This window comes from Sphingobacterium sp. LZ7M1 (assembly GCF_024296865.1).
Taxonomy (GTDB): Bacteria; Bacteroidota; Bacteroidia; order Sphingobacteriales; family Sphingobacteriaceae; genus Sphingobacterium.
In genome coordinates this window covers 3,096,174-3,118,477 of record NZ_CP101134.1, presented here as the reverse complement: position 1 = coordinate 3,118,477, position 22,304 = coordinate 3,096,174, and the positions used below count along the sequence as shown (strand labels likewise).

The following is a 22,304-nucleotide window of genomic DNA, read 5'->3' as shown; positions in this document are numbered from 1 at the left end:
TGGTTGATTTATGTTTATTTGTTGTTTTTCAATTGAATTCAGGTCTTTTCGGGAAATTTGCAACATGTGCATATTTCGGACCCATACTGATCAAGGCTTCCTTCCAAAGATTTTCGCCATCGGTAATAAAGGCCAGGTCTATATTAAATGAATTATGTACTGCCCAAGAGTTCTGTTTGATCTCTCCATCAAGTTGACCCGGACTCCATCCTGAATATCCTAGGAAAATCTTGACTTCTTCACTGCTGATCAAATTTTCGTTGATCAGATATTTTAAACGTTCAAAGTCACCACCCCAATAGAGGTCATCTACGATATGGGTGCCGCCTTCGATTTTCTCGTGGGCCTTGTGGACAAAGAAAAGCGCATTTCCTTCCACTGGACCACCGAAGTATAAAGGTATTTCAGAATTGTCAACCTCTTCAAGGACATCCGATAGCATAAGCATGGAGCGATGGTTGAGGATCAATCCGACGGTTCCATCGTTTTCATCATGCTCGCACAACAAGATCACTGAGCGCTCAAAATTCTGATCCAGCATGAAGGGCTCAGATAAAATTAGACTGCCGCGTTTTGGGATATATTCGTTGAACATAACAGAATAGATGTGTTTATACCAAATTTATAGAATATCATTATTAATCCACTGTAAAATAGCAATAATTTTTCATTTCATTTTCTATAAAAAATGGATATTATGTTAAGTTTGTAGGAAATATCCTTTGCCATGTCCATTGAACATAAAGAAATTGCCGCCATTCGGGAAGACTATGTGAAAAGCAGTTTGAGCGAATCGGACGTACAGAAAAACCCTATCGAACAATTCCAAAAATGGTTTGATGAAGCCATGTCCTCGCAGGTCACTGAACCGACTGCCATGGTCGTTTCTACGGTCTCCGAAAATGGCTATCCCTCTTCCAGAGTTGTACTGTTAAAGGACATTAAAACGGAAGGTCTGAGTTTTTTTACCAACTACAACAGTAGGAAAGGACAAGAGATCATCCAGAACCCACATGTTTCGGCCTTGTTTTTCTGGCCTGAATTGCAAAGACAGGTACGCTTTGAAGCAGAGGTCGAAAAATTACCTAAAGCAGATTCTGACGAATACTTCTCCATTAGACCTAGAGGTAGCCAAATCGGTGCCATTGCTTCTCCTCAGAGTGCCATTATCCCTGATCGGGAAACTTTGGAAAAAAGAGTAGCAGAAGTGGAAAAGGAAATGGAAAATATTAAAGAAGTCCCAAGACCGGAATTTTGGGGTGGTTTCCTGTTAAAACCTGTTCGGGTTGAGTTCTGGCAGGGAAGGGGAAGCAGACTCCATGACCGCATTGTCTATATAAAGGATGATGGCAATTGGACGATCAACCGTTTAGCGCCTTGATAATGATCCAAGAAATAAAAAAATACCTAGAGGAATACGTACATATCGATGCGGTGCAGGATGTGCAGGAGCATGGGCTACAGCCTGCTCTTTTTATTGCACCTGAACATCTTAAAGAGGTTTGTCTTTTTCTCCGGGATAATGAAAACTGCTATTTTGATTTCCTGGCAAATATCACGGCAGTAGATTATTTTCCGCAAGAATACTTTGAGCTGGTCTATAACCTAACTTCCATTCCCTTTCAAAAACAACTTACGCTTAAAGTAACGCTAGATGCCGGAAGAGACCTGAATGAATTGCCAGAGATTCCTTCTGTGTCTGAAGTTTGGCGAACAGCGGATTGGCATGAACGCGAGGCCTATGACCTGATGGGTGTTTTCTTTACAGGTCATCCTGATTTGAGACGCATCCTCATGCCTGAAGACTGGGTGGGGTATCCACTACGTAAAGATTATCAAGATCCTGAAACTTATCATAATATCCCGATCAAATAGTTATGAACGAAAGATACCTACAAGCTAATAAAAACTATCAGGATAAAATTAATTCGGTTTCATCTCAGGAGATGGTAATCAACTTGGGCCCTCAACATCCATCTACCCATGGTGTTTTGAGGTTGGAGTTGATCACTGACGGTGAAATCGTTAAGGAAATCATTCCACATATGGGCTACCTGCACCGTTGCTTTGATAAACATGCAGAGTCCATGAATTACGGAAAGACTATTCCCTTCACCGATCGTTTGGACTACTTAGCTTCCATGAACAATGCACATGCCTTTGTGATGGGGGTTGAGCGTATGCTTGGAATTCAAGATAAAATTCCCAAAAGAATTGAATATATCCGTGTCTTGGTCACCGAACTGAACCGTATTGCATCCCATTTGATTGCCATAGGGACCTATGGGATCGATATTGGAGCTTTTACACCTTTTATGTGGTGTTTCCGCGATCGGGAACATATCATGAATATGTTAGAATGGGCTTCCGGTTCCAGGATGCTCTATAATTATATCTGGGTTGGAGGTTTGTTCTATGATATCCCGGTCAACTTTGAAGAACGTTGCCTGGAATTTATCAATTACTTTAAACCGAAATTGGTCGAATTGGACGACCTATTGTCCAATAACCAGATTTTTATACAGCGGACGGCCAATATTGGCGTTCTGCCAGCTGATGTAGCCATCAATTATGGCTGTTCAGGACCTATGTTGCGCGGCTCAGGTATCAAATGGGACCTGAGAAGGGTGGATGGGTATTCCGTTTATCCGGAGTTGGATTTTGAGATCCCTGTAGGTAAAGGCGAAATGGGTGCAGTCGGAGATTGTTGGGATCGCTATAAGGTCAGGGTAGATGAGGTCAAAGAGTCTGTCAAGATTATTGAACAATGTTTGCCAAGATTGATGAGTGATTTCAAGAGAACACCTGACTTTGACCCTCGTGGCATGGTACCAAAGAAAGTAAACCTGAAAGCGCAGGAATATTATGTCCGTGCCGAAAACCCTAAGGGGGAACTAGGCTTCTATTTTGTCACGCAAGAGAAAACCGACATCCCTAAGCGGGTGAAGGCTAGAGGACCCAGCTTCAATAACCTTTCGGTGTTGCCAGAGCTTGGTAAGGGAGTGCTCATCGCTGATCTGATAGCCATTTTAGGTTCCATCGATATTGTGCTTGGTGAAGTCGACCGCTAAAATAAAACCGCATAAAAACGCAAATATTATTAGGAATAATCTTTTTAATAACTATATTTGCTATCTCATAATTTAAGTTTATAATTGGTTAATAGTTAGGGGAGCAATTGCCAGATTGCTTCCCTTTCTTTTTTGTTTTACGCTAATTAAACGCTATTTTCCTACTCATTTTTTGACATATAATTTGGAACATAGGAGGCTTTGACAAATTTTGTCCCTGATTGGGAATTCTTTTGGTCTCATTCGAGACATATTCGGGATGCTTTGCGAATTTTGAAAATATGCCTCGAATGAGGTCGCTTTGAAATCGATAAAACCTCATGGAATTAAAAAACCGCAAACACGCATAAAACAGGAAGGCAAGGGGTGGGGAGTGTAAACCACACGGGGCTGGTATGGTTTTCAAAAGCTCTTCCTAAATATAGAAAATAGTTTGCTCATCTTACGATTTCGGAATGACCAAATCTTCCTAAAAAAATAAAAATAGATTCTTCGTTTTACTCTGAATCCCTCTCTAGCGCATTTGCGATTCTGAACGAATAGTGAAGAATCTGTACGGTTTTCCTCCCACCGACCCTGTCATCCTTGACCTTCGGTCAAGGAACTGTACGCCAATACCATGATGGGTGTCTTTGATTTTAAAAGTTCGCATTTATCCGAAATGATTCGTTCCTACCAATGACAAGTTTGTTAGATCCACGTTTATGGCAATCCAAACCCATGTTTATTTAGCAGAAGATATATCTAGCCGTCATACATCCCCAGCGGGGATGAATTATTTTAGCAATAGTATTGAACAATATAGGAGTTGCGCAAAACTGATGTTCGATTAATCGAACATCAGGTTTGCGCAACTTTCAGGCTAACGTGCCATGCCAGCTAAAATAATGGAACCCCAAAGGGGTTCTATATGTAAAAAATAAAAGAGCTAATTGATTTTCATTGCCAACAAGCTGTCATCAACTTCCAATAAATTTAGCCCAAATTTTTCTTCTCAGGATGATAGCGGAAAATGGAAAATTAATTGTTTTTTTGCCTATATGGGGCGGGCGTATGCGATACGACCCTACAAAACTTGATTTATATTTATTCGGTAGGCATTCCGCCAATGATCTTGGTCCATCCTCCAATCCCGAACATCCTGGTTCAAACCTTTCAGAATAACAATAAATTACAATTCATTGAATTTTGGAAACCTTGGTGATACCAATTCTTTCCATTCGGGATGTTTTTTGATGAATGCAAACACATACGGACAATAGGGAGAGACTGTTTTTCCAGCATCCTTGATGTGCTGCAATGTTTTTTCTACAATGGCAGCTGCGGCTCCGCTTCCTGCCAATTCAGAAGGAGCTTCGGTATGGATCAGGGCAACGGTACTGCTTGTTTCTTTGTAGTCAATGAAAGTTATATGGCCATCGACATCTAATTCAAATCTGCTTTTTTCTTCGTTCTTAATTAATGGGAGGTTGATAAATTTATCTTTCATACCGAATCAACAAAAATTTAAATGGATAGTTTGTAATCTTTGGTAAAATTAATCCTATCCATTTAAATCTTGATTGATGTATGTTAAGAAATAGTAACCATTTTATTAATCTGCCAAATGGTACAATTCCTCAAATTCCTTTTTGTATTTTTCCAGAATGACCTTACGTTTCATTTTAAGGGTAGGGGTCAGTTCTCCGTTTTCAATGGTGAACTCATCCGAGAGGATGATCGGTTTTTTGATCTGTTCCCAGTTCCCAAAATGTTGGTTGGCCAATTGAACTTCTTTATTGATTTTACGGACTACTTTTGTTTCAGTCAGGAACTGGTCTTTGGGCATTCCTTTTAATTCAGGAGCTTCATTTCGGGACCAATCTTGTAGGTGGGCATAGTTAGGCACAATAAAGGCAGAAGCAAACTTCTGACCATCACCGATCACCATCGCCTGTTCGATGTAATTGGATTCCAATAATTTCTTCTCGATAGGTTGTGGCACCACATACTTACCTCCAGAAATCTTGAACATCTCCTTTTTACGGTCGATGATTTTCAAGAAAACCTCATCTTCCCAAACGCCAATATCACCTGTATGCAACCAACCATCGATAATGGTTTTATCCGTTTCTTCCCTGTTCTTATAATAGCCTTGCATCACATTGGGACCTTTGACCAAGATCTCTCCATCATCCGCCAATTTAATTTCCACATATTTTACAGCTAATCCCACGGTTCCGATACGGATTCCTTTGAGGTAATGGTTTACAGAGATCAAGGGGGAAGCTTCAGTCATGCCGTATCCTTCGTAGAGCGGGATTCCCGCAGCGAGGAATACTCGGGCAAGTTTGGCCTGTAGCGATGCACTTCCCGAAGCAACCGTTTTTAACTCTCCACCTAATGCTTGGTACCACTTATCTAGGACCAGTTTTTTTGCCAACTTTAGCTTGATGTTGTAGCCGAAACTCCTTTTTTCTGGATTTGGGTCGAATTGTTCAGCCACTTCAACAGCCCAGTCAAAGATCTTGCGCTTCATACCGGTCAGTTCCATACCTGTTTTCATGATCTTTTCGTAGACCTTTTCCAAGATCCTCGGAACGGCAGTCATGATATGAGGTTTTACTTCATTGATATTCTGACCGATTTTGTCCAAGGATTCGGCGATATGTACCGTGATCCCAATGTACAGATAAGTATAGATGACCATTCTTTCATAGGCATGGCAAGGTGGAAGGAAAGTCAATGCCCTGTCGTAGGCCTTACAAGGTGTAATCTCTCTTGCTGCTTCCACATTGGAAATAATGTTATGATGGGTCAACATGACCCCTTTCGGCTTTCCTGTGGTGCCTGAAGTATAGATTAGCGTAGCTAAGTCGGTATGTTTGATATTTGCTCTAAGTTCTTCAATTTTAGAATCGGGAATATGGGCACCAACGGTCCTCAATTCATCCCAATTGCGTACATTTTCATTTTTTTCAATGCAGAAAATATACTTTAGGGTATAGATAGAGTCATTTAGTTGGGTCAATCTATGGAATAAGCTTTTATTGCTAACGATGCAGAGCTTAATTTCAGCATCATTGAAAATGAACTGATAATCGGAATCACTGATATTTGGATAGATGGCAACGACAACAGCTCCGATCTGTTGGATAGCGAAATCGACAATATGCCATTCAATGCTACTATCAGCAATCAATCCAACTTTGTCGTTTGGTTTAACACCAAGTTCAAGCAATCCTTTGGAGATCGCGTTCACCTGTTCCAAGAATTCTACAGAAGTCAAGGTTTTCCATTCCCCCTCTTTTTTATGCGCGAACATATTGAGGTCCGGAAAAAGGTTTACCTGCCTTAAGGCAAGATCAAAAAGTCTAAGATTTTCCACCATAACATATAAAAGCCTGTCTTTCAAGTTTATCGACAGGAAGCTTAACCAAGATAACAGAAATGATGGTTAAGAAGTTTTGCAAAAGTATGAAATTGTTGCGTTTAGACTTAATAAATTTGGTTTTCGGTAGTGTAGTTCAGTTCATAATGGCCAGATTGCAAAAATAGTTTCTGAAAATAGTTGTAAATTGCTCATCCAAAGGAACCAATATAAACAGAAAAATAAACATCAGATTTAAGGGACATTCTAGGAGAGGAAGGTTTGGTCTATTGTTTATTTAGTTAAATTTTTTTATTTTCGTTTAAACTAATTTATAATGAATAGCTACGATAATCCCGTCTTAGAGCGATTGCCCAAACATCTTCAAAGATATGTAGTCGAGCAAAATTATGATCGATACTCTGCCTTAGATCAGGCGATTTGGCGATATGTGATGCGGCAGAACTATGCCTACCTGAAGGACATTGCGTATTACCCTTATATACCAGGGTTGACAAAGGCTGGATTGACGATCGAACGTATCCCTAACTTGCAATCCATGAATGATAGCCTAAAGAAAATAGGCTGGGGGGCAGTAACGGTTGATGGATTTATACCGCCAGCAGCATTCATGGAATTCCAAGCACATTGTGTGTTGGTCATTGCAGCAGACATTAGACAGATTGAACATATTACCTATACACCAGCTCCAGATATTATTCATGAGTCTTCCGGTCATGCACCTATCATAGGTGAACCTGAATATGCCGCCTATTTACAGCATTTCGGTGAGGTTGGATCCAAAGCCATGAGTTCAGGTAAAGATTTTGAGCTGTATGAGGCTATCAGGGCCTTATCCATTGTCAAAGAAAGAGAAGATGCCACTGAAGAAGAAGTACAAGCAGCAACGGATCGTTTTGACGCCATTTCAAGTAATATGGGTGAGCCTTCAGAAATGGCTTTACTGAGCAGGTTGCATTGGTGGACGGTGGAATATGGATTGATCGGAACGGTAAAAGATCATAAAATATATGGCGCAGGTTTGCTTTCTTCCATTGGTGAAAGTGCAAGTTGTATGCAACCGGACGTCAAAAAACTGCCTTATGATATCGATACCCTCCAGTTTTCATATGATATTACCAAGCCGCAACCTCAATTATTTGTAACGCCTGATTTTAAACATGCTTACGAGGTACTGGATGAATTTTCAAAAACTATGGCTTTTCGTGTGGGGGGGCAGGAAGCGATGGAAAAAGCCATTGACAGCAGTAATACCTGCACGGTAGAGCTGAGTTCTGGTTTACAGGTTTCAGGAGTATTTACATCCATGTTTTTGGGGGAGGAACTGATTGCAATTAAAACTACAGGGCCAACCGCATTGGCTTATAAAAATCTGGAATTGAAAGGTCATGGAAAGCATTACCATAAAGATGGATTTAGTTCTCCGATTGGATTATTGATAGGAAAGCGATTGCCATTGGAACAATGTAGAGCAGAAGATTTAGAGGGCCTAGGATTGATTGAAGGCATGCCAGGATCATTATATTTTAAATCTGGAATATTGGTATCAGGGAATGTAAGATCCTTTGTGTTCAATGAAGATGGCTTGCTGCTGCTCGTTAGTTTTGAGGAATGCACGGTCGTCCATGAACCTACTGGTCAAGTTTTATTCCAGCCTGAATGGGGTATCTATGACATGGCTGTAGGAAGCTCGGTTAAATCTGTGTATGCAGGGGCTGCTGATAAATTTGCATTTGATCCTGACATCAATATTTCAGAAATTAAAACTGAAAAGCAAAATTGGACCGATGAACAAAAAGATCTCCATGAAATTTACGGGCAAATCAGGGAATTAAGAGAAGGGCAGGGAAAAGAAAGGGCCTTATCAGTATTGGTTCAAGAGCTGTTGGAAGGATTCCCTAACGATTGGTTAGCCATGGTCGAGCTCTATGAATTAGCGATCCACGAAGGGCAGATTGAATTAGAAGATAGTTTAAGGTTTATTTTAAAGGAAAAGGCCAGGAAAAACCCTGACCTTGAAAAGTTAATATCTGATGGAATAAGGCTTGCACAGACCCAACCAATTAATTTGGAATTAATGTACCAGTAGGACTTGCCAAGCTTTTTCTATTTGCTCTTCATCCAATAATCTGGCAGCATATCGCTGCAGCTCATTATTCAATTGGGTTTGGTCCTGTTCCCACATACTTTTTAAGGTATGGATCTGTTCATCCTCCAAGATGTCATTTTCAAATGATGGGATCGCTTCTATATTAGCGAGGAGACCTAATTGGTTTCCTGTCAATATAGAGGAATTGCGGATATGTTCTGGTAATTGATCTACTCCGATCCCTAATTTCCGTAGCGGTTTTGGAACCTCAAAAAGGTTTTCTTTCGTCACTCGGCAGTACCAGTCCCCACCCAATCGTGCCACAAGATCTAGGGCTGCTTGGTCCATTTGATCATTTTCGTCCAATAGGTAACTTTTTATATGCATATTGACCACTTCAGCAATAACTAAATTTCCTGTTCCTCCACCTTCTTGGATGGTGATAATCTCTCTGACCTTACACTCCAATTGGACTGGTGATTCAGCTACCCTAGGTGGTTTGACCAATCCTGAGGGTAAAGCGGTAAATCCAGATTTGTCAAACTCATTGATTTCTTTTGCGTACTCCGTACTGGCTAAGGACTGCTGTTGTACCATATCATAATTTACGATATTGATAACGACTTCAGGAACTTCACGGATATTTTCCAAGGTGTGTTTATCTTTTCCGTCACGGACCCGGGTAAGCGGTGAAAACACACAAATGGGCGGGTTCTGGGACATGAAATTGAAATAGCTGAATGGGCTTAGATTTACATTTCCTGCTTTATCTATGGTTGAGGCAAAGCAAATCGGCCTTGGCGCCACTGCGTATTTTATTAAGCTATCGAAAACTGATCCGTGGGTTTCTTGGTTGAATGTCTTTGTTTCGTTGAACTGCATATATATCGTATTAATTATTGATTATTCAGAAAGGTCCTCTTGGTAGATGATGTTTTCAAGTTTCCCCAAACCTGTTACCTCCATACTGATTCTATCATTTGGTTGGATCCAGATTTCTTGATAAGCTTGGTCCTTACGCTTTCCAGTACCGTTAATTTCTAATAGGCAACCCGTTCCAACCGTTCCAGAACCTATAATATCACCAGGAAAGAGGGTCACGCCATAAGATGCCCGTTCGATAATTTCAGCAAAGGTCCAGTTCATGCTGGCAAGGCTACCTTCAGAAACCAGCCGGTCATTGATCCAACATTTCATTTTAAGGTCATAGGCATTTCCTGTATGCCCTGGCAAAGGTGCTGTTCTGTATTGCTCCAGTTCATCGAGGGTAACCAGATAAGGACCAAAGGTACTGGCGAAATCTTTTCCTTTTGCTGGTCCCAGGTTGAGCTTCATTTCCTGCATCTGCAAATTTCTGGCACTGAGGTCATTTAAGATGGTGAAACCAGCTATATATTGATCAGCATCGGATGCTTTGATATTTCTACCCTTTTTAAGGATGACAATGGCCACCTCCAATTCAAAGTCCATTTTTTCAAAATGGCGGGGCATGCAATATACGGGTCCAGGACCTTGAATGGCTTGGTGATTGGAAAAGTAGAACACGGGGAATTGGTCGAATTCGGGTATCATTTCCAATCCACGGTTCAGACGGGAAGTTTCTACATGTTGTCTAAATGCATAGGCATCCCGAAAGGAGGTTGGATTGGGAAGGGGGGCGATCATGGTAATTTCCGAAAAACTTACGCCCTCATTTTGAAAATCTTTTATCTTTTTGAATTCTTGTAGCTCCTTATTTGCTAAATCAAGTCCTTCTTGCCCGAGCTGAAGCAATGCTAAGCAGGAATTGGGAAGTTTGTTAGATATCATATGGCTAGGAAAAACGAGGTTTTCAATAACAAAACCAAGCTGTTCTTTGCCATTTTCCAAGTATGTTACAATTTTCATAATGATTTTTTGAATACTCTGCTTATTTATTTATAAAGGTTATAATTTTTCTGTGACGGAAAATTAAATTTCATAATACCATATTTATTTTCCCAATCTTTATGTAAATATAAAATTATAAAGGGTATATTTGAAATAATACATACCAATATGAACATAAGCAACATAAAGCCAAAAAACCTCCCAAAAGGTTTAATGCCCTATATCAAGGCATTGATAGCTGATGTTGTTTTCGCGCAGTACTAATACCAAATTTAATTCTTTTTCAAAGTGATATCTAGCCAGAGGCTATGTAATTCAATCATATTATAATCATTTTTTAAACTTATTATTATGCCACTTTATCATCAATTGGGTAAGATTCCCCCAAAAAGACATACAGTTTTCAGAAAAGACAATGGAGAATTGTTTTCTGAGGAACTAGTATCCACCCATGGGTTTTCAAGTGTTTATTCCTTGGTGTATCATTGCTATCCACCGACCATTGTCAAGGAGATTAGGGAGCCTTATGATGTGAACCCTAAAATTGCCCGGGACAAGCATTTGAAACATACCAGCTTGAGAGGATTTCAGGTCAAACCTAAGGCCGATTTTTTAGAGAGTAGGACCCCAGTTCTGGTCAACTCCGATCTACATATTTCTTTAGCTGCTCCACAGAAATCTATGGACAGTTATTTTTACAAGAACTCCCAAGCAGACGAGGTAATCTTTATCCATGAAGGTTCTGGAACGTTGAGGACCGGCTACGGCGAGATTCCATTTGCTTACGGTGATTATTTAGTGATTCCTAGAGGGGTAATCTACCAGATTGATTTTGATGCTGATAAAAATCGACTGTTTATCGTTGAATCCTTTGAACCTATTCGAACTCCAAAACGATATAGAAATGAATTTGGGCAATTGATGGAGCATTCCCCATTTTGTGAAAGAGATATCCGCAGGCCACAGAACCTGAAAACATTTGATGAAAAGGGAGATTTCGAAATCAAGATCAAGAAACAAGGATTGATTTATCCTTATATCTACGGGACACATCCTTTTGATTTTGTAGGTTGGGATGGCTACCATTATCCATGGGCCTTTTCCATTCATGATTTCATGCCGATTACCGGGATGTTGCATCAACCCCCTCCAGTCCATCAGACCTTTGAAACAAATTCCTTTGTTTTATGCAGTTTCTGCCCTAGGATGTACGATTATCATCCTGATTCCATTCCTGCGCCATATAACCATAGCAATGTAGATTCCGATGAGGTCCTCTATTATGTAGATGGAGATTTCATGAGCAGAAAATCTGTAGAACGCGGACAGATTACCTTACACCCTGGTGGAATTCCGCATGGACCACATCCTGGAACAGTGGAAAAAAGTATTGGTCAGACCAAAACAGAAGAACTCGCCGTAATGATCGATCCTTTTAGGCCTTTGATGTTAACAGAGGAAGCCTTGGAAATTGAAGATCAGGACTATTATAAATCATGGATAAACTAACCAATCAATAAAAATATTATGACACAAACATTCGCAGAGAAGATAGCAAAGGCTCAGGATTTTTTGCCTATCAATGGAACGGATTATATTGAATTTTATGTGGGTAATGCCAAGCAAGCGGCCCATTTCTATAAAACGGCATTCGGATTTCAATCGGAGGCCTACGCAGGTCCCGAAACTGGTGTTAGGGATAGAGCATCTTATGTATTGAAGCAGAACAAGATCCGTATTATCCTGACTACCGCCTTGAAATCCGATAGCCCTATTTCTGAACATGTTAAAAAGCATGGGGACGGTGTGAAGATATTGGCATTATGGGTTGATGATGCTGAAAAATCACTGCAAGAAACGAAAAAACGCGGTGCAAAGGTTTATCAGGAATTGGAGGTCAAGGAAGATGAATTCGGGGAAGTACGGACAGCTGGAATCTATACCTATGGGGAAACGGTACACATGTTTGTTGAACGGAAGAACTATTCAGGACCATTTATGCCGGGGTATGTCAAGTGGGAGAGCGATTATAATCCTGAAGAAACTGGCTTGTTATATGTAGACCATTGTGTTGGAAATGTGGGCTGGGACCGTATGAATGAAACCGTGGAATGGTACCAGGATGTTATGGGATTTGTAAACATCCTTTCTTTTGATGACAAACAGATCAATACAGAATATTCTGCATTGATGAGTAAAGTCATGAGCAATGGAAATGGTTATGTGAAATTTCCGATCAATGAACCTGCAGAAGGGAAGAAGAAATCCCAGATCGAAGAATACTTAGAGTTTTATGAGGGCGAAGGTGTTCAGCATGCTGCCCTGGCAACGCATGATATAATGAAAACGGTAAAAGCATTAAAGGAAAGAGGCGTTGAGTTTTTAGGAGCTCCACCAGAGGCCTATTATGATATGCTTTCAGAAAGGGTAGGCGAAATTGATGAGGAGATCAAGGCTATCCAAGATTTAGGGATATTGGTTGACCGTGATGAAGAGGGCTATTTGTTGCAGATCTTTACCAAGCCGGTGGAGGATCGCCCGACCTTGTTCTTTGAAATCATTCAGCGTAAAGGGGCCCAAAGCTTTGGGGCTGGAAATTTTAAGGCGCTGTTTGAGGCGATTGAAAGAGAACAAGAAAAAAGAGGTAACCTATAAGATTTCAATTTAATGAACCTATTGATTATGAAAGAATTATTGCAGGAGTTTGAGCAGAAACAACCTGAGATTGTTTTTGAATGGAAAGATACTGAAACTGAAGCAGAAGGCTGGGTTGTGATCAATTCCTTGAGAGGTGGAGCAGCCGGAGGTGGTACAAGGATGCGTTCGGGATTGGACAGGAATGAAGTTGAATCCTTGGCAAAGACAATGGAAGTGAAGTTCACGGTTTCTGGACCTGCAATTGGAGGGGCAAAATCAGGGATTAATTTTGATCCTGCAGACCCAAGAAAACATGGTGTATTGGAACGCTGGTTTAAAGTGGTAACTCCTCTGTTGAAGAATTATTATGGCACTGGCGGTGATCTGAACGTGGATGAAATCCATGATGTCATCCCATTGACGGAGCAATTTGGCTTATGGCATCCTCAAGAGGGTGTCCTGAATGGTCATTTTGATATTCGGGAGAATGGACGTATCCATCAGATTGGGCAATTGAGATATGGAGTTTCCAAGGTATTGGAAGACTCACACTATAGCCCTGACCTGAAAAGGAAATTTAAGGTTGCTGATATGATTACGGGTTTCGGCGTAGCAGAATCGGTTAGCCATTATTATGATTTATTTGAGGGTCATGTTTCTGGAAAAAGTCCCATCATCCAAGGTTGGGGCAATGTAGCAGCTTCTGCTGCATTTTATCTGAGCAAAAAAGGGGTGAAAGTTGTTGGTATCATCGATCGGGTAGGAGGTTTGATTAAAGAAGAGGGTTTTTCCGAAGAGGAAATCCAATCTTTGTTATTATCCCGAAACGGAAATTCACTTTTTGCCGAAGATATGATTCCATTTGAGGAGGTCAATTCCAAAATTTGGGGTATTCCTGCTGAAATCTTTATCCCTGCGGCAGCTTCAAGATTGGTTTCTAAGGAACAGATCCAGCAGATGATCGATAACAGTCTGGAGGTAATTGCTTCTGGCGCCAATGTTCCTTTTGCAGATCGTGAGATTTTTTATGGCCCTGTAATGGAATATGCCGATCAACATGTTGCAGTGATCCCAGACTTTGTTGCCAATTGTGGCATGGCAAGGGTCTTTGCCTACCTGATGCAGCCTAATATTGAGATCAGCGATGACTCCCTGTTTCAGGATGTTTCAGATGTTATCCGAAAAGCATTGGAGCAGATCCATAGCTATAACCCTGAAACTAAAATAAACATTTCCTCAAGAGCTTATGAATTAGCCTTGAGGCAATTGCTATAGTTGATGAATAGTAAATAATTGTCGGCCAGCAAAGTATTTTTGCTGGCTTTTTTGTTTTTTGATAGATTTTGCGGGGCCATTTTTTTTGAGAGAATAGGTGGTTTTAATAATTGTCCGTTGGCAAATTGTAGAGAAAATAAATAAGTAATGATCTATGAAAAAGAAATTATAACGTTGGTTTGAACCAGGATGGAAGGGATAAGAGGATGGACCAAGAACTGGAAATGAACCAGGATGAAACGGATAAGAGGATAGACCAAGAACTGGATATGAACCAGGATAGGGATCAGCTCCGCTCACCCACCGGATGGACCATGATTTTGATTAACTTGACGTTGGAAAGTCCCTAATGCTGTAGGGGCGAATAGCATTCGCCCGCCGCATATATTCCAATAATCATTTACCCAAATGGGTGAATACCACCATTTCTCATTGCTGCAAATTTTCTAAAATACGCTTCGGCCAATTTATGATGGCTTTTCGCAGCAGCCACAACACATGAAAAGAATGTCTTGATGTCGAGGAAGCCGATCCCAACGCTCCAGGCAACGGCATTCTTTCCATTTTTCCGCCAATTGAAATGAGCCGGTAGCTAATGGGCTTCCTTCGGAAGAATGGTTGTTTGTTTTGTGAATCCCCAGAGGGGGGGGAATCTTTGTAGAAATTGGATGTGTGTAATGGCCAACCCACAGCGTGGGTAAAATGTTTTTCAATAGTTCTTGATAAAGTAAGAAAACGGTTCGTTCGCTGTGCTCACGATGACAGCGATCCTAAAAAACAAAAAATAGATTCTTCGTTTCACTCTGAATCCCTCTTTAGCGAATTTTGATTCTGAACGATCGGTGAAGAATCTGTACGGTTCTCTACTACTAAGGCATGTCATGCTGCACCGAAGGTCCAGGAACTTTCCGCCAGCCAATGCAATCTTTATTGATTTATTATTAGATAATGTTTGTAATGTTCCGAGATGTTTCGTGCCTCAACATGACAGTAAGGCAAAAAGTGCAGGAGCAGTAAGCTAATTCAATCTTATTTGTATGGTTCCGAGATTTTTCCTTCGTCAGGACGACAGGAAGGGGGGAAACGGAAGGTGCAGGAACTGTACGCCGATGCAATCCCCAATATCTTAATCGAAAAGGTCTGTAATATTCCGAGATTCTTCCTTCGTCAGGACGACAGGAAGGGGAAACCGAAGGTGCAGGAGCAGTACGCCAATGCAATCTTTATTGATTTGTTAATTTTTTTCTGGGTATTTGCCTTAGGAGATTACACCTCTTCCCTTCGTGTCCTGATATATTCTTCAATAATAGGGAGGTCGGCATTTGCCCAATCGAAACGGAACAATTCAGTTCTATCAACCCAGATTACCTGTTCATGTTCATTGGCTTTCAGTTTGCCACTTTTAATGGAACAAATAAAAGGGTAAAGGGTTAAAGAGAAGTCGGGATAATGGTATTCTACTTTTGTGAGGGGTTCATGGATCTGTATGTTCAGATTGATCTCTTCTAAAACTTCCCTAACCAGGCATTCTTCCAGGGTTTCACCTTCTTCCAATTTTCCTCCTGGAAACTCCCATTTTAGAGGCAATTTCATTTTTGCGGATCGCTGACAGATCAATATCTGTTGATCTTTTTCTATTAAGGCACAAGCAACATGTATCATCAGAGTAAATATACTAAAATGAGACGGAAAGCATACACATTTTAGGGAAAGTCCTTTAAAGAATTTTAAAGAAAAGAACAGTTTATAATTAGATTATAAAATTTTAACTAATTGTAAACATGAGCTGATTAGATTTATAGAAATTATCGCATTGTTTTTTTATAGTATGCCAAAAAGAATAGTTGTAAACCTTAAGAATATAAGTCCCCTACGATACTGGAAGGAGCTTTTGGGAATTCTCATTATTTTATTGGCCTTCGTTTTCTTTCGGGATCAGCGGAAGGAAATAGAACAGATCATGCCGCTATTACAAAACTGTAATATCTATTGGGTAATAGCTGGTGTTTTACTGACTTTATTTTTTATTCTGATGGAAGGCTATATGTATGTGGCCAGTTTTAGAGCGATGAGCCTCAAGATCAGTATCAAAGTTGCCTTGGAACTTTTCTTGAAAAGGAATCTTTTGAGTGTTTTTTTGCCAGCCGGAGGAATCTCTTCTTTGGCTTATAATACCACTCAATTGAGAAGGATGAACCTCAATAAGACCCAAATCCACCAGACCAGCATCCTTTATGGTTATCTTGCCTTGTTTTCGGTCTTTTTACTTGCCATTCCAATTTTGTTATATAGCCTATGGAAGAGTGATCAGGTCGGCAATTTGTTGGTCCCCTTCCTCATATTGGCTTTAATTTTAGCTGTTTCATTTTATGTTTTTTATTGCATTAGGTATAGAACGAGGCTTTATCAACTTTTAGAAAGAAGGTTTCCGAATACCGTTATTCAGATTTCAAATCTCTTTTCAAGTGAAGTGGACAAAAGGTACCTGCTTTTATCCTTGTTCTTTTCTGTTCTGGTCGAATTTTGTGGGATCTTCCATATTTTGATAGCCATGAAAGCTTTAGGCCTGCCACTTTCTTTTGAAGCGGCTATTTTAGGTTATATCATTTCAACTTTATTGATGATTGTATCGCCATTTTTGCGAGGATTAGGAGCTGTTGAGCTATCCATGTTTTTAATTTTTAAGAAATTTGGATATAGCCAAGAAGCAGGTCTCGGAATTACCCTTCTGTATAGGGTGTTTGAGTTTTGGTTGCCGCTCTTATTTGGATTTATTTCCTTTTCCATGAAAGGGGCACAATTGATTACCCGAATTGGTCCTTCAGTGATGATTTTCTTGTTGGGGATTCTCAATATCATATCGGTCTTATTACCTCCAATTGCTGATAGGTTACATTTAGAAAAGTTTTACTTTCCTGCAGAGACCTTGTCAATTTCTAAACTGCTTGTTTTAATTATTGGAATTGGCCTATTGGTGAGTTCCACCTATTTGTTAAAGGGTTATAGGACGGCGTATTGGTTTGCTAGCATATTCTGTATTTTATCGTTGTTTGGTCACTTGATAAAGGGCATTGACTATGAGGAGTCCATTGTTGCGGCCATTACATTGCTCTTTTTGATCTATAATCGAAAAGAATACCGCATTCAGGCCAATATCTATTGGGTCCGGATCGGGATATTATCCTTTCTGGTTTCATTTCTGGCGGTTCTGTTTTTTGAAACCATTAGCTTTTATATTATTGATAAAAGGCATTTTGGGATAGACTTTAGCTGGAAGGAATCTTTTTTATATGCCTTGAATGGTTTTTTATTGTTTTCCGATGCTGGCTTGGAACCAAAGACAAATTTTGGCCGGGAGTTTCTCCATATCATCCATGTTCTGGGTTTTGCATGTTGGATCTTGTTTTTCTATACGATCCTCCAATCGAAGAAGTATATAGCAAAGGACCATGGGCAGGATGAGAAAGCGATGGCTAAAATGCTTTTAGATAAGTTTGTAAATTCATCCTTGGATTATTTTAAGATCTCCAAGGAAAAGGAGCTTTATTTTTCGGATTTGGCTTTGGGTTTTGTTTCCTATCGGGTTGCCAATAAATATGCTGTAGTATTGGACGAGCCAGTCTGTCATTGGACAGATAAGGTAAATATTATCCAGGAATTTGATCAGTACTGCCGTAAGCAGGGGCTAAAGAGCATTTACTTTAGGGTTTCAGAAGATAATTTGTTCAATTTCCAGTATCTGCGAAAGAAGAAATTGCTTATTGGAATTGAAGGGATCATAGATGTATCTCAATTTAATTTAAATGGGAAATCAAGGAAGTCCCTTCGAAACGGATTGAACTTTTTGGAGAAGAATGGCTACCATGCATTGATCCATCATGCGCCACACAGCGAGAAGTTTATCACTGAATTAAGATCGGTATCAGATGAATGGTTATTAGGAAATAATCGGAGCGAGGTGATCTTTTCGCAAGGGCAGTTTGACAATGAGATCTTACGTTCATTAGATATGATCTGCATTCATGATAAAGATGGAAATGTAGTTTCCTTTTTAAACATCGTTCCAGATTATGCAATGGATGAATGCACTTATGACCTCTTTAGGAAAAAAATGGATGCTCCAAGTGCCTGTATGGACGGATTGATCGTTAAGCTTATTGAATATGCCAAGTCACAGGATTATCGATATATTAATTTGGGAATGGTGCCTTTGGTAGGGATTGAAGAGCCAGATACTGCTGCAGAGCATATCATGCATTTCGTTTCGAATACTTTTCCACGATACCGTAAATACAAAAATCAAAAGGACTTTAAGGATAAATATTCCAATAAATGGGAGAAAAGATACCTTCTTTTTGACCATGACTTTGATCTATTGCAATTACCGGCAGTCATGAAGAAAGTAATGAGCATAAAGCAATGCTCCTGATCAGTGTAAAAATGGAATTTTAATTAAATGTCCAAACATCTAATTAAAATTTTAAAAATAGCATCTATTTGATGGTATGCTACGTCATAATTGGTAAAAAAAATTATATTTACGTAAATGCCCGAATAGTTACCATTGTTCTTCGTAAATAAATTAATTCAAGGCATCTATATCTATGATTATTTAACTGAGGTTCAGTGCATGAGAAAGAAAATTTCAATATTTTATTGGATTGTTTTTATAAGCTTAATGTTTCATGGTTTTGTTACAAAAGGTCAGGACAAAACAGATAGTTTGGTTAATTATTCTCATGATGAATTATTGGATAAAGCTTACCTAACCCGTTCCACGGTTTATTTAGAATATTTAGAGAAAAAGAAGTTGACTACCGATCAACAGAAAGAAGTCTACACTTGGTTTTTTTATCTTATGGCCGGGAATGGTGACTTGGATGGTACCTTAAAATATCTAAATAAGCTTGATTCCATTTCTGTTGCAACAAAAGATCCAGTGAATCAATTTGTTGCAAAAATGGGGATTGCCGAGGTGTATTATAAGAAGTCTGATTATGCAAAAAGTAAAGAAGCATTTTTGCAGGCCCAAAAATTCATAGATGATTATCCTCCTGGCATCGAACGTGTACTGGCCAATGCGGAATACAATTACTTCTACTATCTGAGTGGGAACTTTGATGTATATAACCATGAATTGGAAAAACTGATAGGGGAACTCCAAAAGTTGAAAAATGACCGTTTGCCCGAAGAGGAAAAAAGCTTTCATTTAAATGCAATCGCAACTCTTTCCGTGAACCTAGCATGTGGCTATATCCTGAAAGAAGATTTCAGTAATGCTGAAAAGAACCTGAAGTTGGTAGAAGATATCTATTCTGAAAACTTTAAGGGAGATACCACCACTACCTTTGTCCATGAGATCTTGGTAAAAGGTAAATACCATTTCTTTAAAAAGGAATTTGATCAGGCCATTCCATTTTTTAAAGAAGTGATAGATATCAATGAACGAAAGGATTTCAAGGAATATGCCTACATGGCCAAAGTCTTTCTGGGCATGATCTATTATCAATTGGAAGATTATCAAACTTCTCTTAATTACTTGGAAGATGCCATCCAAAACCACATGCTTGTCGCTGATTACATCAAATATGAAATGGAATCCTATAGATATGCCTATTTGGCGAGCAAACAGCTGGGGGATACAGAGAAATCGCTGATGTATTCAGGCCTGTTTATGGAGCAAGATCAAGCGCTAAATGATAATAAAAGGTCCAATTTCATCAATACATTTATCAATAATCTGGAGGTTGGCAAATTGCAGAAAGATATATCTGCAAAAGACAGCACCAATTTTATGTTGAGGTATATCCTTTTTGGATTAGCTGTTCTGATTGCAGGTTTGGCCATTATCTTGGTTTACCAAATGAAGGAAAACAAGAAGAACAAACAAAAGATTTCTGATTACCTGGAGCAGCTAAATAAAGATAAAAAGAATAAGGAGGAGGTTGCTAACCGAAAAAAGGAAACCGTTGATCAAGAGCCAAATGCTAGCTCCCAGACCAAGGAGATGGATGAAAAAACTAGCAGAATATTGGACAAGCTAGAGGATTTTGAGGAAGGAGAACTATTTGTTGACAGCAAAATGAGTTTGGCGTTTTTAGCGAGTTATCTAGAAACAAATACCATCACCCTTTCTAAAATAATCAATACCTATAAAGAAATGAATTTCAATGATTATATCAACGGTCTGAGGATCCGATATATAATTGAAAGAATCAAGAACGAACCAAAATTTGAGCAGTACAAGATTTCATATTTGGCAGAGGTCAGTGGATTCTCATCCCATAGTATATTCAGTAAAGCGTTTAAAAAAAGTACTGGAGTTACTCCATCCCAATTTTTGGACTATCTGAAAGAAGAAACCAATAAATAGCGTTTTTCAGCTATTTCTATCTGTTTCATTTATATAAATTCGACAACCCTTCACTCGGACAAGTAAAAACAGGAGCTTACTTTTGGGTAATTCACCATGGATTGATTTATCTAAAGGAAAGCATGTTCAAATCATTATTCAGGAAAAAGATTCAGGTACCTAGTCATGATGAAAATTGGCAGGTTTATTTTTCTAGGATCAATAACCAGGTTACCTCTGTCATCGTAGATATCAATGTAGCTGAAATTGCCCCTATAAATTCCTTATCGGAAGTTTTTTATCTGATTATCCCATTTGACTATGCCAATGAGGAAGGCTTGCCGACCATAGAAAGTTATAAGCTAATCAATGAAGTTGAAGATAAGATTTCGGATTTGATCGTACGTTATGGAGAGAATATGTTGCATGTCTCAACCTTGACCATGAATTCAGAACGATTACAGATGTATTATTGTCATAAGGTAGAAAATAGCAAAGCCTTTCTTTCACAATTAGACAAGGATTTTGGTGAAAAATTAACCTATCAAATTGACCATAGACATGATCCCAATTGGAGTGATTATTTCAATTTGGCTTATCCATTGCCATTCCAGATGGAAATGATCAAGAACAGAATTGTGCTGAGGCAGTTGACCGAAGCAGGGGATGACCTTAAAGAATCCAGGAATGTCCATCATTACCTAGATTTCAGGGAAGAAAAGGATATGGATGAGTTTCTCCAATTTGCGGAAAGCGAACGCTTTGTTCTCTTTTTGAAAGAAAAACGGGATGAATTATGGAAATTAGGGATATCCAGGCAAGACTATGTAAGCTATGAACAGATTGACGAATTATGTCTTCCGATATGGGAGAAAGCTAAATCCTTCAATGGAATCTATAGTGGCTGGGAATCAGAGGTAATCAGAACAAAAAATCAATAAGAACTAGACGCAACATATATGTTTATTTATTTTAAGAAAATTGAAGAGGCGAGTTTTTCAGCGGATCATTTGCAAAATCCTGTGAATCCGGGAAATCAAATGATTTTGGTGTTTTATAGATCATATTTTTCTACCGCATTCTATACTGGTTATTCCAAGAATGCTGCTCCTAGTTATTATGATCGTGTAACCGATAAGTTTATCCCAAAGCGGAAATGGTCCGATGGGATGAAAAGCTATGTAAAGGAATGTGAACCACATATACGTCAGGCCCCCTTCCGACTGAAGCCAACGATTTTTGGTTATATCTTTATTCTAGCTTTTATTGGATTTTTTGCTTATTTAGTATATGATACGGTGAAGCCGAATCCATACCAGCAAGAGCGAGTTTCCAAGTTATCCGAACCTATGCATGGCGGAGATTTGTATTTTGGCAGGTTTACGGAAAAGAACCCGGGTACAGGCGCTCCAAAAAGTTCGGGTTTTAGTTGGTTTAAGGTAATGGATGCAGGTGAAGGAAGCTTGTTGATAGCTAAAGGAAGGGAAAAAAGTACTACTGCTAAAACTTCTATGGAAATGAATAGTACGGATTTTGACACGGAGACTGTGCCAATGAAATTAATAGGACAGGAAAGCTATCAAATCGACCTGGTTTCTGAAGACGGTAGTTTTGAAGTTAGTTTGACCGAGAAAAAATAAT

Annotated in this window: 18 protein-coding genes; 12 read left to right on the top strand and 6 right to left on the bottom strand. The window is 39.4% G+C overall.

The genetic code is table 11. The annotated features are described in order from the left end of the window. Window positions 1-28: 28 nt before the first annotated feature. On the bottom strand, window positions 29-541 hold the full coding sequence (locus NMK93_RS13460; RefSeq protein ID WP_237219560.1) for a YqgE/AlgH family protein: 513 nt from the start codon (window positions 539-541) through the stop codon (window positions 29-31). Between the two features lie 186 nt (window positions 542-727). On the opposite strand from NMK93_RS13460, the gene pdxH reads away from it, so the two are divergent. The 3 genes from pdxH to NMK93_RS13445 are packed head-to-tail and all read left to right on the top strand — an operon-like array spanning window position 728 to window position 3,071. Continuing rightward, window positions 728-1,381, top strand: a complete 654-nt coding sequence (gene pdxH, locus NMK93_RS13455; RefSeq protein ID WP_185218395.1) for a pyridoxamine 5'-phosphate oxidase — start codon at window positions 728-730, stop codon at window positions 1,379-1,381. A gap of 2 nt (window positions 1,382-1,383) precedes the next feature. After that, on the top strand, window positions 1,384-1,875 hold the full coding sequence (locus NMK93_RS13450; RefSeq protein ID WP_302328325.1) for an NADH-quinone oxidoreductase subunit C: 492 nt from the start codon (window positions 1,384-1,386) through the stop codon (window positions 1,873-1,875). A gap of 2 nt (window positions 1,876-1,877) precedes the next feature. Further along, complete coding sequence (locus NMK93_RS13445) at window positions 1,878-3,071, top strand: NADH-quinone oxidoreductase subunit D (RefSeq protein ID WP_254527850.1); 1,194 nt, start codon at window positions 1,878-1,880, stop codon at window positions 3,069-3,071. A 1,171-nt stretch (window positions 3,072-4,242) separates the two neighbouring features. Here NMK93_RS13445 and NMK93_RS13440 read toward each other — a convergent pair. Both NMK93_RS13440 and NMK93_RS13435 read right to left on the bottom strand, forming a co-directional pair. Continuing rightward, window positions 4,243-4,560 carry a GNAT family N-acetyltransferase gene (locus tag NMK93_RS13440; RefSeq protein WP_254527841.1) on the bottom strand — a complete coding sequence of 106 codons (318 nt, stop codon included), beginning with the start codon at window positions 4,558-4,560 and terminating at the stop codon, window positions 4,243-4,245. 105 nt (window positions 4,561-4,665) lie between these two features. Then, the gene (locus NMK93_RS13435; RefSeq protein WP_254527839.1) at window positions 4,666-6,441 is read right to left on the bottom strand and encodes a long-chain fatty acid--CoA ligase; all 1,776 of its coding nucleotides are present in this window, start codon (window positions 6,439-6,441) and stop codon (window positions 4,666-4,668) included. A gap of 316 nt (window positions 6,442-6,757) precedes the next feature. Here NMK93_RS13435 and NMK93_RS13430 point away from each other — a divergent pair, with 316 nt between their 5' ends. After that, a complete protein-coding gene (locus tag NMK93_RS13430) occupies window positions 6,758-8,530 on the top strand; it encodes an aromatic amino acid hydroxylase (RefSeq protein ID WP_185218391.1) in 1,773 nt (590 codons plus the stop codon). On the opposite strand, the gene NMK93_RS13425 is transcribed toward NMK93_RS13430, so the two are convergent. Both NMK93_RS13425 and NMK93_RS13420 read right to left on the bottom strand, forming a co-directional pair. Beyond that, window positions 8,516-9,412 carry a flavin reductase family protein gene (locus tag NMK93_RS13425; RefSeq protein WP_185218390.1) on the bottom strand — a complete coding sequence of 299 codons (897 nt, stop codon included), beginning with the start codon at window positions 9,410-9,412 and terminating at the stop codon, window positions 8,516-8,518. The genes NMK93_RS13430 and NMK93_RS13425 overlap by 15 nt on opposite strands. 21 nt (window positions 9,413-9,433) lie before the next feature. Next, the gene (locus NMK93_RS13420; protein WP_254527837.1) at window positions 9,434-10,417 is read right to left on the bottom strand and encodes a fumarylacetoacetate hydrolase family protein; all 984 of its coding nucleotides are present in this window, start codon (window positions 10,415-10,417) and stop codon (window positions 9,434-9,436) included. A gap of 333 nt (window positions 10,418-10,750) precedes the next feature. Between NMK93_RS13420 and NMK93_RS13415 the strand changes: the two genes are divergently transcribed. The 4 genes from NMK93_RS13415 to NMK93_RS13400 all read left to right on the top strand — a co-directional run bounded on the left by NMK93_RS13415 (window position 10,751) and on the right by NMK93_RS13400 (window position 14,661). Beyond that, window positions 10,751-11,908, top strand: coding sequence for a homogentisate 1,2-dioxygenase (locus NMK93_RS13415; RefSeq protein WP_254527834.1), 1,158 nt, complete (start codon window positions 10,751-10,753; stop codon window positions 11,906-11,908). Between the two features lie 18 nt (window positions 11,909-11,926). Next, window positions 11,927-13,054, top strand: a complete 1,128-nt coding sequence (gene hppD / locus NMK93_RS13410) for a 4-hydroxyphenylpyruvate dioxygenase (protein WP_214648506.1) — start codon at window positions 11,927-11,929, stop codon at window positions 13,052-13,054. A 27-nt stretch (window positions 13,055-13,081) separates the two neighbouring features. Beyond that, window positions 13,082-14,311 carry a Glu/Leu/Phe/Val dehydrogenase dimerization domain-containing protein gene (locus NMK93_RS13405; RefSeq protein WP_254527832.1) on the top strand — a complete coding sequence of 410 codons (1,230 nt, stop codon included), beginning with the start codon at window positions 13,082-13,084 and terminating at the stop codon, window positions 14,309-14,311. A 206-nt stretch (window positions 14,312-14,517) separates the two neighbouring features. Beyond that, window positions 14,518-14,661, top strand: a complete 144-nt coding sequence (locus NMK93_RS13400) for a hypothetical protein (RefSeq protein ID WP_254534184.1) — start codon at window positions 14,518-14,520, stop codon at window positions 14,659-14,661. Window positions 14,662-15,577: 916 nt separating this feature from the next. On the opposite strand, the gene NMK93_RS13395 is transcribed toward NMK93_RS13400, so the two are convergent. Further along, entirely contained in the window at window positions 15,578-15,973 is a 396-nt protein-coding gene (locus NMK93_RS13395) for a (deoxy)nucleoside triphosphate pyrophosphohydrolase (RefSeq protein ID WP_185213702.1), read from the bottom strand. Between the two features lie 166 nt (window positions 15,974-16,139). On the opposite strand from NMK93_RS13395, the gene NMK93_RS13390 reads away from it, so the two are divergent. The 4 genes from NMK93_RS13390 (at window position 16,140) to NMK93_RS13375 (ending at window position 22,303) form a co-directional block, all read left to right on the top strand. Continuing rightward, the gene (locus NMK93_RS13390) at window positions 16,140-18,740 is read left to right on the top strand and encodes a phosphatidylglycerol lysyltransferase domain-containing protein (RefSeq protein ID WP_254527828.1); all 2,601 of its coding nucleotides are present in this window, start codon (window positions 16,140-16,142) and stop codon (window positions 18,738-18,740) included. Between the two features lie 294 nt (window positions 18,741-19,034). Further along, a complete protein-coding gene (locus tag NMK93_RS13385; protein ID WP_254527822.1) occupies window positions 19,035-20,684 on the top strand; it encodes a helix-turn-helix domain-containing protein in 1,650 nt (549 codons plus the stop codon). 122 nt (window positions 20,685-20,806) lie between these two features. Continuing rightward, window positions 20,807-21,604, top strand: a complete 798-nt coding sequence (locus NMK93_RS13380; RefSeq protein WP_185218384.1) for a DUF695 domain-containing protein — start codon at window positions 20,807-20,809, stop codon at window positions 21,602-21,604. 18 nt (window positions 21,605-21,622) lie between these two features. Beyond that, window positions 21,623-22,303, top strand: a complete 681-nt coding sequence (locus NMK93_RS13375) for a hypothetical protein (RefSeq protein ID WP_254527820.1) — start codon at window positions 21,623-21,625, stop codon at window positions 22,301-22,303. The last annotated feature ends 1 nt before the right edge of the window (window position 22,304 follow it).

Coding starts and splice junctions, on each gene's coding strand:
- hppD (WP_214648506.1), top strand. CDS start 11,927: ATGACACAAACATTCGCAGAGAAGATAGCAAAGGCTCAGGATTTTTTG.
- NMK93_RS13460 (WP_237219560.1), bottom strand. CDS start 541: ATGCTGGATCAGAATTTTGAGCGCTCAGTGATCTTGTTGTGCGAGCAT.
- NMK93_RS13435 (WP_254527839.1), bottom strand. CDS start 6,441: ATGGTGGAAAATCTTAGACTTTTTGATCTTGCCTTAAGGCAGGTAAAC.
- NMK93_RS13430 (WP_185218391.1), top strand. CDS start 6,758: ATGAATAGCTACGATAATCCCGTCTTAGAGCGATTGCCCAAACATCTT.
- NMK93_RS13420 (WP_254527837.1), bottom strand. CDS start 10,417: ATGAAAATTGTAACATACTTGGAAAATGGCAAAGAACAGCTTGGTTTT.
- NMK93_RS13415 (WP_254527834.1), top strand. CDS start 10,751: ATGCCACTTTATCATCAATTGGGTAAGATTCCCCCAAAAAGACATACA.
- NMK93_RS13390 (WP_254527828.1), top strand. CDS start 16,140: ATGCCAAAAAGAATAGTTGTAAACCTTAAGAATATAAGTCCCCTACGA.
- NMK93_RS13425 (WP_185218390.1), bottom strand. CDS start 9,412: ATGCAGTTCAACGAAACAAAGACATTCAACCAAGAAACCCACGGATCA.
- NMK93_RS13395 (WP_185213702.1), bottom strand. CDS start 15,973: ATGATACATGTTGCTTGTGCCTTAATAGAAAAAGATCAACAGATATTG.
- NMK93_RS13380 (WP_185218384.1), top strand. CDS start 20,807: ATGTTCAAATCATTATTCAGGAAAAAGATTCAGGTACCTAGTCATGAT.
- NMK93_RS13375 (WP_254527820.1), top strand. CDS start 21,623: ATGTTTATTTATTTTAAGAAAATTGAAGAGGCGAGTTTTTCAGCGGAT.
- NMK93_RS13405 (WP_254527832.1), top strand. CDS start 13,082: ATGAAAGAATTATTGCAGGAGTTTGAGCAGAAACAACCTGAGATTGTT.
- pdxH (WP_185218395.1), top strand. CDS start 728: ATGTCCATTGAACATAAAGAAATTGCCGCCATTCGGGAAGACTATGTG.
- NMK93_RS13445 (WP_254527850.1), top strand. CDS start 1,878: ATGAACGAAAGATACCTACAAGCTAATAAAAACTATCAGGATAAAATT.
- NMK93_RS13400 (WP_254534184.1), top strand. CDS start 14,518: ATGGACCAAGAACTGGAAATGAACCAGGATGAAACGGATAAGAGGATA.
- NMK93_RS13450 (WP_302328325.1), top strand. CDS start 1,384: ATGATCCAAGAAATAAAAAAATACCTAGAGGAATACGTACATATCGAT.
- NMK93_RS13440 (WP_254527841.1), bottom strand. CDS start 4,560: ATGAAAGATAAATTTATCAACCTCCCATTAATTAAGAACGAAGAAAAA.